Below are 14,432 nucleotides of genomic sequence, written 5' to 3'. Positions count from 1 at the left end.
CCTCTGACGGGAATATGCGAAATGACTGACTCACTTGAAATGCGCGCTCTGATTGTCGACTCGGCCAACGCGCCGCTACGCTTGGTTTCCATTCAACGACCGGTGCCTGAAGCAGGGCAGGTATTGGTCCGGATCAAAGCCAGCGGGGTAAATCCACTGGACGGGAAAATCCGTTCGGGCCAGGCCGCCCATGCACGTCAGTCATTGCCGGCGGTGTTGGGCATTGATCTGGCGGGAACCATCGAGGCGTTGGGGGAAGGGGTCAGTGGATGGCTACCGGGCGATGAGGTTTATGCCATGGCCACCGGCATTGGCGGGGCGCAGGGTTCGTTGGCGGAGTACGCAGCAATCGATGCCAGACTGCTGGCGCGCAAGCCAGGCAATTTGAGTATGCGTGAGGCGGCGGGGTTGCCGTTGGTGTTGATTACGGCGTGGGAAGGGTTGGTGGACCGGGCGCGGGTGCGTGCGGGGCAGAAGGTGCTGATTCATGGCGGTGCGGGTGGTGTGGGGCATGTGGCGGTGCAAATAGCCCGCGCCTTCGGTGCCCAGGTGTTTGCCACCGGTTCTGCCAGGCATCAGGCAATCATCGAAGGCTTCGGTGCGACGTTTATCGACTATCGCCAGTCTTCGGTCGAGGAATATGTAGCGCAACACACGGATGGGGAGGGCTTCGATATCGTCTACGACACGGTGGGCGGTGAGACACTGGATGCGTCATTCAAGGCTGTACGGGTTTATCACGGTCATGTGTTGAGTTGCCTCGGTTGGGGGCAGCACAGTTTGGCGCCGCTCTCGTTTCGTGGCGCAACCTATTCCGGCGTATTTACGTTATTGCCGTTACTCACCGGCGTGGGGCGCGAGCGTCACGGGGAGATTCTTCGTGAGGCGGCTCTCTTGATCGAGGCGGGCAAGCTGAAGCCGATAATGGATCCTCGGGCGTTCACTCTGCAAACCGCCGAGGCCGCCCATGAGCTGCAGTTTTGCGGAGCGGCTCAGGGGCGGTTGGTCATCGAGATTTAACGCAGGGCTTCAATCACGAAGTCCAGTCGATCCTGGCCGAAGAACAGCTGGTTATCGATGAACATGCTGGGGGCGCCGAACACGCCGCGTTGCACCGCTTTCTCGGTGTTGTCCTTGAGCGCGGCCTTGACGTCTTCATCGGCGGTCAAGGCCAGCACTTCGTTGGGGTCAAAGCCGTTCTGCGTCAACACTGAAGCGACGGTCGCCGGGTCATCGAGGCTGCGTCCCTCGACCCAAAGCGCTTTAAACAGGCAGTCGATGAATGCCTGGAAGCGTTCGGGATGACGTAACTGCATGCCAGTGACGGCGCGCATCAGCATCAATGTATTAATGGGAAAGTGCGGATTGAACTTCAGTGGCACGCCATAACGTTTGGCGTAGCGGTCCAGGTCCTGAAACATATAGAGGCCCTTGGCCGGAATGGTCGCAGGGGAAGCGTTGCCGGTGGCTTTGAAAACGCCGCCCAGCAGCATCGGGATGTAGACCAGTCGGCTGTCTGTCTGCTCGCAGATTTTCGGCAGTTGGGTATAGGCCAGGTAGGTGGCAGGGCTGCCGAGGTCGAAGTAGAACTCAACGGTTTTGCTCATGTTCAATGCGCTCTGTTTATTGTTATTGGGGAGGGCTTACCAGCGTTCGCTCCAGGGGCGCAGGTCCAGCTCGAAGGTCCAGGCGTCACGGGGCTGACTGTGCAGGTACCAGTAGTTTTCGGCGATGTGTTCGGGATTGAGGATGCCATCCAGATCCTTGGTGGCGTACTTCTCAGGAAAGGTGTCGCGGATAAAGTCGGTATCGATAGCGCCGTCAACGACGACGTGGGCAACGTGAATATTCATCGGCCCCAGTTCGCGGGCCATGCTTTGAGCCAGTGCGCGAATGCCGTGCTTGGCACCGGCGAATGCTGCAAATCCGGCGGCACCCCGCAGGCCGGCAGTCGCGCCGGTAAACAGAATCGTGCCCCGCTGACGCTTGGCCATGCGCTTGGCCACTTCACGGGCATTGAGAAATCCTGAGAAACAGGCCATTTCCCATATCTTGAAATACTTGCGAGCGGTTTCTTCGAGAATGCTGCACGGCACATTGGCGCCGATGTTGAACACAAACGCTTCGATGGGGCCGATCTGGCTTTCAATCTGCTCGACCAGCGCAATCACGTCCTCTTCCTTGCGCGCATCACAGGCAAAACCATGGGCTTCACCGCCCTCGGCTTTGATGGCGTCCACCAATGGCTGGAGTTTGTCCGCACTGCGCCGGGTGACACAGGCGACAAATCCTTCTTCAGCAAAACGCTTGGCAATAGCTCCACCAGTAGCATCACCGGCGCCGACAACCAGTACGACCTTCTTATTATTCATGAGGTGCTCTCTTTGCTAAACGATCGTTAACTAAACGAACGTTATGCTACGATTCGGCAGGCGTCAAGATGATCAATACTGAGGGCAAGGCAATGCGTTACTCGGCCAATCACAAACTGGAAACCAAACAGAAGCTGCTGGAAAGCAGTGCGTTGTCGGCGAAGAAGTCGGGTTTCGCAACAGTCGGTGTCGATGCCTTGATGAAGGCGATCGGCTTGAGTGGTGGGGCTTTCTACAGCCACTTTTCGTCGAAGGATGAGCTGTTCGCTTCAATTGTCGAGCGTGAGCTGGTTCAAAGTCTGGAACGATTGGGGGCGGATCAGGACCGTGACAGGCTCGAGCGCTGCCTGAAGCATTATTTAAGCATGTCCCATGTCGAACACCCGGAGTCGGGTTGCGCCTTGCCGGCATTGGGCGCCGAAATAGCCCGTTCAGACGTGCTGGTCCGGCAGCAGGCGGAGAACTGGATTTGTCGGCTACAAGAGAGTTGGGCGCGGATTCTGGAGAGCGACAGCCTGGCATGGGCGATTCTGTCGCAATGCATCGGTGCGTTGGTTGTGGCGCGAATGCTCGCCACCCCTGACATCCAGCGCACGGTACTGAAGTCCAGTTACGATGAGATCAGCCGTCAGATCGCCGGCCCGCGGACCTGAAGAGACGGCCTATTTGCAGATGACGATCATGCTGCGGCTGGTATAGCCGGCCGGGTTGAGACCAAACGGATAATCGCCAGGTTCTTCCACGCCATCCCCTGATTTCGCGATGACCTTGTATCCCTTGGGCGCACAGGAGTTTGCTGCGCTGGTGTAGCACTTGTCCCAGGATGACGACAGCCCGGAACAGTTGATATGCAATCCTTTCTTGCCACGTTTGGTATGAGTTTCCGAAGTCGCCGCGCAGCCCGCAATTGCAAGTATGGCGATCAGTATCAAAATTCGTTTCATTGCTGTCCTTATAGCGTCCCCGGATCTTTGCGCCCGGGTCTGGCCGTGTTCGCTTTAGCTTGAAGCGTTCTTATATCCCTATCGTGAAAAATCCATGTCTGACACTGGGTTACGGGCCTAAACATGGCCTAATTGCGCGGTAAATACCAGACCTTCGTCAAATCCTGTATTAATCCGCGGCAACCGCAGGTTTGGCGGCACCGCCCATGGTCATGGTCGCGCCGACGGAAGCCAGAATGATGCAGATGATAGCCATCCACTGTGACAGTGAGAGGTATTCATGGAGGAACAACAGACCTGACAGGGCACCGACCGCGGGCTCAATACTCATCAGCGTGCCGAAGGTGCGGGCTGGCATTCGGGTCAGGGCGACCATCTCCAGCGTATAGGGCAGGGCAGTGGACAACAGGGCGACGCCGATCGCTATGGGAATCAGCGATGGCGTCAGCAGCGCGGTGCCGGCATGCACAATACCGATAGGCGCTACGAACAGTGCGGCAATCATGACGCCCAGTGCAGCAGTCTGTACGCCATTGTCTGCGCCGGCCTTCTGGCCGAATAGAATGTACAACGCCCAGCAGACTCCGGCCCCCAAGGCATAACCCGCACCGACCAGATCGATACCGGCAGTCGTGGCTCCCGTGGGTATCAATAACAGCAACCCGATGGCGGCCAGTGCGATCCATAAAAAGTCGATCGCGCGACGTGAGGCATAAATAGCAACCGCCAGCGGCCCGGTGAACTCCAGCGCTACCGCGATTCCCAATGGGACTGTGCGTAGGGACATATAGAAGAGGAAGTTCATGCCGCCGAGTGCCATCCCGTAGACAATGACCGTGCGCAAGGATTTCGCGGTGAGCTTCGCACGCCATGGGCGCAGCAGTATCAGCATGATTACGCTGGCGAAAATCAACCGCAGGGTCGTTGTCCCCTGCGCACCGATAACCGGGAACATGCTTTTGGCCAGGGAGGCTCCGGACTGGATCGACGCCATGGCTATCAATAGCAGGCCAACCGAGAACAGGGTCGAGGCAAGGCTGCGGGGGTGGTCATTCATTGCGTGGCATCGTCCAAGGCAGGAAACGAACGTATTGTTCTAGTGTTGGGCAATATACTGCGCATTCAAGGTGTTCGCGTCTATATATAAGCAGTGATTTTGAGCATCCTGATAGAAAGGCTAAATTAGGGGTTGACGGCAGATTCTGGAAGTCTATAATTCGCCCCACTTCCGGCGCAGTCGAAACGGAAAACTCCTTGGTAAACAAAGAGTTACGCAGTTTTCGATAGCGAGTTGCTTCAGGTCATCGAAGCCCAGAAGGAGTTGAAGGAGCGGTGTTGTTTGGCTCTTTTGGCGGTTCGATCTTCTCGGTCGAAAGCGGAGAAAAAGAGGTGTTGACAGCAGCGAGTAACGCTGTAGAATTCGCCTCCCGCTAACGAGAGATCGGAAGCGCAAGTGGTTGAAGTTGCAAAGGAAACTTTGAAAACTTCTGAAAATAACCGCTTGACAGATACAGGGGACGCTGTAGAATGCGCGCCTCGGTTGAGACGAAAGATCTTAACCAACCGCTCTTTAACAACTGAATCAAGCAATTCGTGTGGGTGCTTGTGGAGTCAGACTGATAGTCAACAAGATTATCAGCATCACAAGTTACTCCGCGAGAAATCAAAGATGTAACCAACGATTGCTGAGCCAAGTTTAGGGTTTCTTAAAAACCCAAAGATGTTTGAACTGAAGAGTTTGATCATGGCTCAGATTGAACGCTGGCGGCAGGCCTAACACATGCAAGTCGAGCGGTAGAGAGAAGCTTGCTTCTCTTGAGAGCGGCGGACGGGTGAGTAATGCCTAGGAATCTGCCTGGTAGTGGGGGATAACGCTCGGAAACGGACGCTAATACCGCATACGTCCTACGGGAGAAAGCAGGGGACCTTCGGGCCTTGCGCTATCAGATGAGCCTAGGTCGGATTAGCTAGTTGGTGAGGTAATGGCTCACCAAGGCGACGATCCGTAACTGGTCTGAGAGGATGATCAGTCACACTGGAACTGAGACACGGTCCAGACTCCTACGGGAGGCAGCAGTGGGGAATATTGGACAATGGGCGAAAGCCTGATCCAGCCATGCCGCGTGTGTGAAGAAGGTCTTCGGATTGTAAAGCACTTTAAGTTGGGAGGAAGGGCATTAACCTAATACGTTGGTGTCTTGACGTTACCGACAGAATAAGCACCGGCTAACTCTGTGCCAGCAGCCGCGGTAATACAGAGGGTGCAAGCGTTAATCGGAATTACTGGGCGTAAAGCGCGCGTAGGTGGTTTGTTAAGTTGGATGTGAAATCCCCGGGCTCAACCTGGGAACTGCATTCAAAACTGACAAGCTAGAGTATGGTAGAGGGTGGTGGAATTTCCTGTGTAGCGGTGAAATGCGTAGATATAGGAAGGAACACCAGTGGCGAAGGCGACCACCTGGACTGATACTGACACTGAGGTGCGAAAGCGTGGGGAGCAAACAGGATTAGATACCCTGGTAGTCCACGCCGTAAACGATGTCAACTAGCCGTTGGGAGCCTTGAGCTCTTAGTGGCGCAGCTAACGCATTAAGTTGACCGCCTGGGGAGTACGGCCGCAAGGTTAAAACTCAAATGAATTGACGGGGGCCCGCACAAGCGGTGGAGCATGTGGTTTAATTCGAAGCAACGCGAAGAACCTTACCAGGCCTTGACATCCAATGAACTTTCCAGAGATGGATTGGTGCCTTCGGGAACATTGAGACAGGTGCTGCATGGCTGTCGTCAGCTCGTGTCGTGAGATGTTGGGTTAAGTCCCGTAACGAGCGCAACCCTTGTCCTTAGTTACCAGCACGTAATGGTGGGCACTCTAAGGAGACTGCCGGTGACAAACCGGAGGAAGGTGGGGATGACGTCAAGTCATCATGGCCCTTACGGCCTGGGCTACACACGTGCTACAATGGTCGGTACAGAGGGTTGCCAAGCCGCGAGGTGGAGCTAATCCCATAAAACCGATCGTAGTCCGGATCGCAGTCTGCAACTCGACTGCGTGAAGTCGGAATCGCTAGTAATCGCGAATCAGAATGTCGCGGTGAATACGTTCCCGGGCCTTGTACACACCGCCCGTCACACCATGGGAGTGGGTTGCACCAGAAGTAGCTAGTCTAACCTTCGGGGGGACGGTTACCACGGTGTGATTCATGACTGGGGTGAAGTCGTAACAAGGTAGCCGTAGGGGAACCTGCGGCTGGATCACCTCCTTAATCGACGACATCAGCTGCTCCATAAGTTCCCACACGAATTGCTTGATTCATTGAAGAAGACGATAAGAAGCAGCCCGAAATTGGGTCTGTAGCTCAGTTGGTTAGAGCGCACCCCTGATAAGGGTGAGGTCGGCAGTTCGAATCTGCCCAGACCCACCAATTTTTGTGTGGGATCCTGTAGCAATACGGGGCCATAGCTCAGCTGGGAGAGCGCCTGCCTTGCACGCAGGAGGTCAACGGTTCGATCCCGTTTGGCTCCACCACTACTGCTTCTGATTGTATAAAGCTTAGAAATGAGCATTCCATCGTGATGGTGGTGAATGTTGATTTCTAGTCTTTGGCTAGATCGTTCTTTAAAAATTTGGGTATGTGATAGAAAGATAGACTGGATAACACTTTCACTGGTGTTTATTCAGGCTAAGGTAAAATTTGTGAGTTTAATCGCGAATTTTCGGCGAATGTCGTCTTCACAGTATAACCAGATTGCTTGGGGTTATATGGTCAAGTGAAGAAGCGCATACGGTGGATGCCTTGGCAGTCAGAGGCGATGAAAGACGTGGTAGCCTGCGAAAAGCTTCGGGGAGTCGGCAAACAGACTTTGATCCGGAGATGTCTGAATGGGGGAACCCACCTAACATAAGTTAGGTATCTTAAGCTGAATACATAGGCTTAAGAAGCGAACCAGGGGAACTGAAACATCTAAGTACCCTGAGGAAAAGAAATCAACCGAGATTCCCTTAGTAGTGGCGAGCGAACGGGGACTAGCCCTTAAGTGGCTTTGAGATTAGCGGAACGCTCTGGAAAGTGCGGCCATAGTGGGTGATAGCCCTGTACGCGAAAATCTCTTAGTCATGAAATCGAGTAGGACGGAGCACGAGAAACTTTGTCTGAATATGGGGGGACCATCCTCCAAGGCTAAATACTACTGACTGACCGATAGTGAACTAGTACCGTGAGGGAAAGGCGAAAAGAACCCCGGAGAGGGGAGTGAAATAGATCCTGAAACCGTATGCGTACAAGCAGTGGGAGCCCACTTTGTTGGGTGACTGCGTACCTTTTGTATAATGGGTCAGCGACTTATTTTCAGTGGCGAGCTTAACCGAATAGGGGAGGCGTAGCGAAAGCGAGTCTTAATAGGGCGTCTAGTCGCTGGGAATAGACCCGAAACCGGGCGATCTATCCATGGGCAGGTTGAAGGTTGGGTAACACTAACTGGAGGACCGAACCGACTACCGTTGAAAAGTTAGCGGATGACCTGTGGATCGGAGTGAAAGGCTAATCAAGCTCGGAGATAGCTGGTTCTCCTCGAAAGCTATTTAGGTAGCGCCTCATGTATCACTGTAGGGGGTAGAGCACTGTTTCGGCTAGGGGGTCATCCCGACTTACCAAACCGATGCAAACTCCGAATACCTACAAGTGCCGAGCATGGGAGACACACGGCGGGTGCTAACGTCCGTCGTGAAAAGGGAAACAACCCAGACCGTCAGCTAAGGTCCCAAAGTTATGGTTAAGTGGGAAACGATGTGGGAAGGCTTAGACAGCTAGGAGGTTGGCTTAGAAGCAGCCACCCTTTAAAGAAAGCGTAATAGCTCACTAGTCGAGTCGGCCTGCGCGGAAGATGTAACGGGGCTCAAACCATACACCGAAGCTACGGGTATCATCTTCGGATGATGCGGTAGAGGAGCGTTCTGTAAGCCTGTGAAGGTGAGTTGAGAAGCTTGCTGGAGGTATCAGAAGTGCGAATGCTGACATGAGTAACGACAATGGGTGTGAAAAACACCCACGCCGAAAGACCAAGGTTTCCTGCGCAACGTTAATCGACGCAGGGTTAGTCGGTCCCTAAGGCGAGGCTGAAAAGCGTAGTCGATGGAAAACAGGTTAATATTCCTGTACTTCTGGTTATTGCGATGGAGGGACGGAGAAGGCTAGGCCAGCTTGGCGTTGGTTGTCCAAGTTTAAGGTGGTAGGCTGGAATCTTAGGTAAATCCGGGATTCTAAGGCCGAGAGCTGATGACGAGTGTTCTTTTAGAACACGAAGTGGTTGATGCCATGCTTCCAAGAAAAGCTTCTAAGCTTCAGGTAACCAGGAACCGTACCCCAAACCGACACAGGTGGTTGGGTAGAGAATACCAAGGCGCTTGAGAGAACTCGGGTGAAGGAACTAGGCAAAATGGCACCGTAACTTCGGGAGAAGGTGCGCCGGTGAGGGTGAAGGACTTGCTCCGTAAGCTCATGCCGGTCGAAGATACCAGGCCGCTGCGACTGTTTATTAAAAACACAGCACTCTGCAAACACGAAAGTGGACGTATAGGGTGTGACGCCTGCCCGGTGCCGGAAGGTTAATTGATGGGGTTAGCTAACGCGAAGCTCTTGATCGAAGCCCCGGTAAACGGCGGCCGTAACTATAACGGTCCTAAGGTAGCGAAATTCCTTGTCGGGTAAGTTCCGACCTGCACGAATGGCGTAACGATGGCGGCGCTGTCTCCACCCGAGACTCAGTGAAATTGAAATCGCTGTGAAGATGCAGTGTATCCGCGGCTAGACGGAAAGACCCCGTGAACCTTTACTATAGCTTTGCACTGGACTTTGAATTTGCTTGTGTAGGATAGGTGGGAGGCTTTGAAGCGTGGACGCCAGTTCGCGTGGAGCCATCCTTGAAATACCACCCTGGCAACTTTGAGGTTCTAACTCAGGTCCGTTATCCGGATCGAGGACAGTGTATGGTGGGTAGTTTGACTGGGGCGGTCTCCTCCTAAAGAGTAACGGAGGAGTACGAAGGTGCGCTCAGACCGGTCGGAAATCGGTCGTAGAGTATAAAGGCAAAAGCGCGCTTGACTGCGAGACAGACACGTCGAGCAGGTACGAAAGTAGGTCTTAGTGATCCGGTGGTTCTGTATGGAAGGGCCATCGCTCAACGGATAAAAGGTACTCCGGGGATAACAGGCTGATACCGCCCAAGAGTTCATATCGACGGCGGTGTTTGGCACCTCGATGTCGGCTCATCACATCCTGGGGCTGAAGCCGGTCCCAAGGGTATGGCTGTTCGCCATTTAAAGTGGTACGCGAGCTGGGTTTAGAACGTCGTGAGACAGTTCGGTCCCTATCTGCCGTGGACGTTTGAGATTTGAGAGGGGCTGCTCCTAGTACGAGAGGACCGGAGTGGACGAACCTCTGGTGTTCCGGTTGTCACGCCAGTGGCATTGCCGGGTAGCTATGTTCGGAATAGATAACCGCTGAAAGCATCTAAGCGGGAAACTAGCCTCAAGATGAGATCTCACTGGGACCTTGAGTCCCCTGAAGGGCCGTCGAAGACTACGACGTTGATAGGTTGGGTGTGTAAGCGCTGTGAGGCGTTGAGCTAACCAATACTAATTGCCCGTGAGGCTTGACCATATAACACCCAAGCAATTTGACTACTCGAAAGAGCATCAGATTGCGGTGTGTGAAGACGCAATGAACCGAAAGTTCGAGAGCAACACACAAACTATCGCATACCCGATTCGCTGGAACGTCGTAAGACGCGTCAGCTCAAGAATTTCTTGACGACCATAGAGCATTGGAACCACCTGATCCCATCCCGAACTCAGCAGTGAAACGATGCATCGCCGATGGTAGTGTGGGGTTTCCCCATGTGAGAGTAGGTCATCGTCAAGATTAAATTCCGAAACCCCAATTGCGAAAGCAGTTGGGGTTTTGTTTTGCCCGCAGGAAAGTGGCGAAAAAAAGGGCAGCCACATTGGCGACCCTTGAAGGCACTGCATTGTCAGTGGAACTTTGGCAGAACGTATTCAGCAATCTCTTCAATAACCTCGGCAACCGGGCGTTCGCTACGACGCACATGCAGACCTACATGTTGTACCCCGGCTTCACGTAATGCCTGAAGCTCATCAATCAGCGCCAACCGCCCGCAAATGCCGCCGAAACGCACACGTCGCATCGGGGCGTGAGGATTGGCTGCCAGATCAAGGTGGACAAAGCTGATGTAAGGTTTATCCCCACCTACCTCGCGCCACAACCCGACTCGACGCCGATGTTCATCTGGCGTACCCGGGTAGGCGAGCCAGCCATCCATGTGCTCACCAATCCATGCGGGTGATTGCTGACCAAGACCTGCCACCAATAATGGAGCCGCTTCATCTCGTTGCGGAAGCAAGTGCGCACCTTCAGGCAGGCGGCCTTCACCCTGGTCGCGCAACAACTCCACCGTGTCGCGAAAAATCTCTCCCCTCTGATCGTAATCCACGCCGAACAACGGATATTCCATCGGTCGGTCACCACTGGCCACGCCAAGCAGTAAACGCCCATCGCTCAACTCATCAACACTGTTTGCTGACTTCAAGGTGAGCCAAGGCTGACGCAATGGAAGTACAACCGCCGCCGTACCCAACATGATGTTGTCGGTGATTCCGGCCAGGTATCCAAGGTAGGAAAAGGTTTCGAAAACCTGTGCGGCATCGCCGAAATTCGGGTCGTAAACCGGTACATCGCGGACCCACAGAGCACGGAACCCAGCCTTGTCCGCCAGCCTCGCCATCGCTGCATGTTGCTTCAGATCCGGAACACCGAAAGGGCGGTCTTCGGCAATTCGTCGGCGCTGGCCGTCGCTGGACCAATCGTTATCCAGTGGCAGCTCCAGCCCGATGGAAAAACCGTTCGAACCGAGTAATCGTGTAAATCGTGGGTGCATGAAATGACTCCAAAAAGGGAATGACATGCACCCAGTATCCACAGGCCTATCTGCAAGAAAAATGCATGAATCGGAATATCAATTTTGAACAAATCGCACGAGTCAGAAAAAACCAACCGTCGTTTTGGCCCTCAAGGACAACCGTTAGAGGAAATCGCACTAAAGTGACCGCACGGTTTTTGGTATGGTGCAGCTCGTTTTTTAACGGACTGATTTCAAGCCTACGGATCGGCGCCCCTTTTTAGTTAAAGAGCAGCTGCAGAAATGCCCCAACCGATACCGATCAAGGACCACGAAAAAGAGACGCGCCTGGTCAACAAAAGACTGATGGCTTGCGCCTTGTTCGTCGTCGCTATCACCTGCGCACTGGTGGTGCGCATGTACGTACTGCAAGTCGTCGAGTTTGACTATCACTCGACCATCTCCGAAAACAATCGCGTCCACGTATTGCCGATCACCCCCACGCGCGGATTGATCTACGACCGCAACGGCGTGGTCCTCGCCGACAACCGCCCCAGCTTCAACCTGACCATCACCCGCGAACGCGCCGCTGACGTCAAAGAAGAGCTGGACGAGGTGGTCAATCTCCTGCACCTGCCCGCTGAAGACCGGACGCTCTTTGACAAGGCGATGAAGCAGGCGCGCCACCCCTTTGTGCCCGTCACGCTGTTTTACGAACTCAGTGAAGAGCAAATCGCCGTACTCGCCGTCAACGAATTCCGTCTGCCCGGAATCGACGTTGAGCCGCAGTTCGTCCGCCATTACCCGATGGGCGCGCACTTCGCCCATTCCATCGGCTACGTCGGCCGAATCAACGAGAAAGAATCCAAGGCCCTGGACACTGTCGAGTACCGAGGCACCCAATCCATCGGCAAGACCGGGATTGAAAAGTTTTATGAATCAGAATTGCACGGCCACGTCGGTTACGAAGAAGTAGAAACCAACGCCCAGGGTCGCGTGCTGCGAGTGCTCAAACACACCGATCCGGTGCCTGGTAAAAACATCGTCCTGAGCCTCGACGTCAAACTTCAGGAAGCCGCCGAAGAAGCCTTGGGTGATCGCCGCGGTTCAGTGGTCGCGCTCGATCCATCGACCGGTGAAGTGCTGGCCATGGTCAGCAAGCCAAGCTTTGACCCGAACCTGTTCGTGACCGGGATCAGCTTCAAGGAGTACGCGGCACTGCATGACTCCATCGACCGGCCGCTGTTTAACCGCGTGCTGCGCGGTCTTTATGCGCCCGGTTCGACCATCAAGCCTGAAGTGGCGATTGCCGGCCTGGATGCGGGTGTCGTGACCCCGCAGACCCGCGTCTTCGACCCGGGTTATTACCAGCTCCCGGACTTCGATCACAAATACCGTAACTGGAACCACAGCGGCGACGGTTGGGTGGACATGGACGCGGCGATCATGCGCTCCAACGACACCTACTTCTACGACCTGGCGCACAAGCTGGGCATCGATCGCCTGCACGACTACATGGCGATGTTCGGGCTTGGCGAGAAGGTCTCGCTGGATATGTTCGAAGAGTCTGCCGGTTTGATGCCGTCTCAGGCCTGGAAGCGTGCCACGCGACGTCAGGCGTGGTTCCCCGGCGAAACGGTAATCCTCGGCATCGGCCAGGGTTACATGCAGGTCACGCCGCTGCAGCTGGCTCAAGCCACCGCGCTGATCGCCAACAAAGGTGTCTGGAACCGCCCGCACCTGGCCAAGACCGTGGACGGTGTGACGCCAGTGGATGAGCATCCGATGCCAAACATCCTGTTGAAAGACCCGCGTGACTGGGAGCAGGTCAACCACGGCATGCAAATGGTCATGCACGACGCTCGCGGGATCGCCCGAGCGGCGGCTCAAGGTGCGCAATATCGCATCGCCGGGAAAAGTGGTACCGCGCAAGTGGTCGCGATCAAACAGGGTGAGCGCTACAACCGGGCGAAAACCCTGGAGCGGAACCGCGACAACGCCTTGTTTGTCGGCTTCGCACCAGCCGAGCACCCGAAGATTGTCATCTCGGTGATGATCGAAAACGGCGAGGCCGGCGGTCGCGTCGCCGGGCCTGTGGTGCGACAGATCATGGACGCCTGGTTACTCGATCAGGACGGCCACCTGAAACCGCAATACGCCACGCCGAGTAAAGCGCCTGGCGATCCTCACGTTTAACCGATCAAGGCTTCACAGCACAGGCTCACGAATGCTGAGCATGTGCTGGAAGCTTTCGAGGAACACGGTTTCCGCCTGACTCATCTTCTGCTCACGATTCCACAGCAGCTGAATATCAAAATCCACCACCCCATCCTCCGGCGGCAACCGCCACAGCAACCCTTGCTCGACATCCCTTTTCACCAAATGCGTCGGCAGGCAGCCAATCCCGTAACCTGCGCAAATCAATCGGTAAATCTCCTCGAAGCTCGTCGATGAAGCAACGATCTTGCCGGTAAAACCCTGCTGGTCGCGAAACAGCGTCAGAGGTGAAAGATTACCGCCGAGCTGGTCGCTGGTGAAACTGACGAAGTTTTCTGCGGCGAGCTGTTCCAGCGTCAGATTCTCTTGTCCGAACAGCCGATGACGCTGCCCGCAAAAGTACGCATAACGCTCGCGGAACAGCACCCGCTGTTCCAGCCGCGGCTGCGGTAAACGACACAGGCCGACGCCAATGGTCGCGGTCTTCTGCAGCAACGAACTGATGATGTTCGAGCTGCCCATCACCTCGACTTCCAGCTCGATTTTCGGGTGCGTTTCATGGAAATCGGCGAGGAACTCGTCGTAATGCCGCGCCTGAACACCGCTGACGGTCAGAATGCGGATCTTGCCCACCACGTCATCGTGACGACTCTCCACCACAGTGCCCAATCGCGAAATATCGCCGTAGATATCCGTCGCAATGCGCAGGACCTCTTCCCCGGTTTCCGTCAGGTCAAACCGTCTCCCGCTACGGGCAATCAACACGCATTCCAGTTGTTCTTCCAGCCGTTTCAACGCCTGGCTGACGGCTGACTGCGTGATGTGCAACCGCGCTGCGGCACGGCTCATGCTGCCTTCCTGGCCGATCACAAGGTAGGTGCGCAGCAGGTTCCAGTCGAGACGATCATTCAGAAAACGTCGGCCCACCCAGGGGTTAGTGGAAGTCATGACAATCCCATGTAGTAGCAGCGCTAATAGTAAAGATAAG

Annotated in this window: 9 protein-coding genes, 2 tRNA genes and 3 rRNA genes; 8 read left to right on the top strand and 6 right to left on the bottom strand. The window is 54.9% G+C overall.

The genetic code is table 11. From position 1 onward, the window contains the following. Positions 1-21 precede the first annotated feature (21 nt). The gene (locus K5R88_RS12270; RefSeq protein ID WP_207286748.1) at positions 22-1,020 is read left to right on the top strand and encodes a zinc-dependent alcohol dehydrogenase family protein; all 999 of its coding nucleotides are present in this window, start codon (positions 22-24) and stop codon (positions 1,018-1,020) included. On the opposite strand, the gene K5R88_RS12265 is transcribed toward K5R88_RS12270, so the two are convergent. Further along, positions 1,017-1,607, bottom strand: coding sequence for a 2-hydroxychromene-2-carboxylate isomerase (locus tag K5R88_RS12265; RefSeq protein WP_008032600.1), 591 nt, complete (start codon positions 1,605-1,607; stop codon positions 1,017-1,019). The genes K5R88_RS12270 and K5R88_RS12265 overlap by 4 nt on opposite strands. 36 nt (positions 1,608-1,643) lie before the next feature. Then, entirely contained in the window at positions 1,644-2,372 is a 729-nt protein-coding gene (locus K5R88_RS12260; protein WP_226300039.1) for an SDR family oxidoreductase, read from the bottom strand. Positions 2,373-2,464: 92 nt separating this feature from the next. Here K5R88_RS12260 and K5R88_RS12255 point away from each other — a divergent pair, with 92 nt between their 5' ends. Continuing rightward, positions 2,465-3,025 carry a TetR/AcrR family transcriptional regulator gene (locus K5R88_RS12255; protein WP_008032598.1) on the top strand — a complete coding sequence of 187 codons (561 nt, stop codon included), beginning with the start codon at positions 2,465-2,467 and terminating at the stop codon, positions 3,023-3,025. 9 nt (positions 3,026-3,034) lie between these two features. Here K5R88_RS12255 and K5R88_RS12250 read toward each other — a convergent pair whose 3' ends face one another. Then, positions 3,035-3,316: a hypothetical protein gene (locus K5R88_RS12250; RefSeq protein WP_008032597.1), complete on the bottom strand. Its 282-nt coding sequence runs from the start codon at positions 3,314-3,316 to the stop codon at positions 3,035-3,037. A 169-nt stretch (positions 3,317-3,485) separates the two neighbouring features. Beyond that, complete coding sequence (gene rhtA, locus K5R88_RS12245; protein WP_226300038.1) at positions 3,486-4,373, bottom strand: threonine/homoserine exporter RhtA; 888 nt, start codon at positions 4,371-4,373, stop codon at positions 3,486-3,488. A gap of 669 nt (positions 4,374-5,042) precedes the next feature. Between rhtA and K5R88_RS12240 the strand changes: the two genes are divergently transcribed. The 5 genes from K5R88_RS12240 (at position 5,043) to rrf (ending at position 10,233) form a co-directional block, all read left to right on the top strand. Continuing rightward, positions 5,043-6,579 (top strand): 16S ribosomal RNA (locus K5R88_RS12240). A gap of 82 nt (positions 6,580-6,661) precedes the next feature. Continuing rightward, positions 6,662-6,738, top strand: a tRNA-Ile gene (locus K5R88_RS12235). A 28-nt stretch (positions 6,739-6,766) separates the two neighbouring features. After that, positions 6,767-6,842 (top strand) — tRNA-Ala (locus tag K5R88_RS12230). 236 nt (positions 6,843-7,078) lie between these two features. Further along, positions 7,079-9,972 (top strand): 23S ribosomal RNA (locus tag K5R88_RS12225). A gap of 145 nt (positions 9,973-10,117) precedes the next feature. After that, positions 10,118-10,233 (top strand): 5S ribosomal RNA (rrf, locus tag K5R88_RS12220). The 16S, 23S and 5S rRNA genes sit together here with 2 tRNA genes alongside, the layout of an rRNA operon. A gap of 109 nt (positions 10,234-10,342) precedes the next feature. Here the strand turns inward: rrf and K5R88_RS12215 are convergent. Continuing rightward, the gene (locus tag K5R88_RS12215) at positions 10,343-11,266 is read right to left on the bottom strand and encodes a TIGR03571 family LLM class oxidoreductase (protein WP_008028013.1); all 924 of its coding nucleotides are present in this window, start codon (positions 11,264-11,266) and stop codon (positions 10,343-10,345) included. 264 nt (positions 11,267-11,530) lie between these two features. On the opposite strand from K5R88_RS12215, the gene mrdA reads away from it, so the two are divergent. Further along, the gene (mrdA, locus tag K5R88_RS12210) at positions 11,531-13,423 is read left to right on the top strand and encodes a penicillin-binding protein 2 (protein WP_207285999.1); all 1,893 of its coding nucleotides are present in this window, start codon (positions 11,531-11,533) and stop codon (positions 13,421-13,423) included. A 12-nt stretch (positions 13,424-13,435) separates the two neighbouring features. Here the strand turns inward: mrdA and K5R88_RS12205 are convergent, their stop codons facing one another. Continuing rightward, positions 13,436-14,392 carry a LysR family transcriptional regulator gene (locus tag K5R88_RS12205; protein ID WP_008028009.1) on the bottom strand — a complete coding sequence of 319 codons (957 nt, stop codon included), beginning with the start codon at positions 14,390-14,392 and terminating at the stop codon, positions 13,436-13,438. Positions 14,393-14,432: the final 40 nt, after the last annotated feature.

This window comes from Pseudomonas sp. MM213, assembly GCF_020423045.1.
Taxonomy (GTDB): domain Bacteria; phylum Pseudomonadota; class Gammaproteobacteria; order Pseudomonadales; family Pseudomonadaceae; genus Aquipseudomonas; species Aquipseudomonas migulae.
Note: the sequence above shows the minus strand (reverse complement) of the source record. Positions and strands in the feature narration are given on the sequence as shown.

Bases quoted from the DNA above. Each gene is read 5' to 3' on its own strand.
- K5R88_RS12255 (WP_008032598.1), top strand. From the start codon at position 2,465: ATGCGTTACTCGGCCAATCACAAACTGGAAACCAAACAGAAGCTGCTG.
- K5R88_RS12265 (WP_008032600.1), bottom strand. From the start codon at position 1,607: ATGAGCAAAACCGTTGAGTTCTACTTCGACCTCGGCAGCCCTGCCACC.
- rhtA (WP_226300038.1), bottom strand. From the start codon at position 4,373: ATGAATGACCACCCCCGCAGCCTTGCCTCGACCCTGTTCTCGGTTGGC.
- K5R88_RS12270 (WP_207286748.1), top strand. From the start codon at position 22: ATGACTGACTCACTTGAAATGCGCGCTCTGATTGTCGACTCGGCCAAC.
- K5R88_RS12205 (WP_008028009.1), bottom strand. From the start codon at position 14,392: ATGACTTCCACTAACCCCTGGGTGGGCCGACGTTTTCTGAATGATCGT.
- mrdA (WP_207285999.1), top strand. From the start codon at position 11,531: ATGCCCCAACCGATACCGATCAAGGACCACGAAAAAGAGACGCGCCTG.
- K5R88_RS12250 (WP_008032597.1), bottom strand. From the start codon at position 3,316: ATGAAACGAATTTTGATACTGATCGCCATACTTGCAATTGCGGGCTGC.
- K5R88_RS12215 (WP_008028013.1), bottom strand. From the start codon at position 11,266: ATGCACCCACGATTTACACGATTACTCGGTTCGAACGGTTTTTCCATC.
- K5R88_RS12260 (WP_226300039.1), bottom strand. From the start codon at position 2,372: ATGAATAATAAGAAGGTCGTACTGGTTGTCGGCGCCGGTGATGCTACT.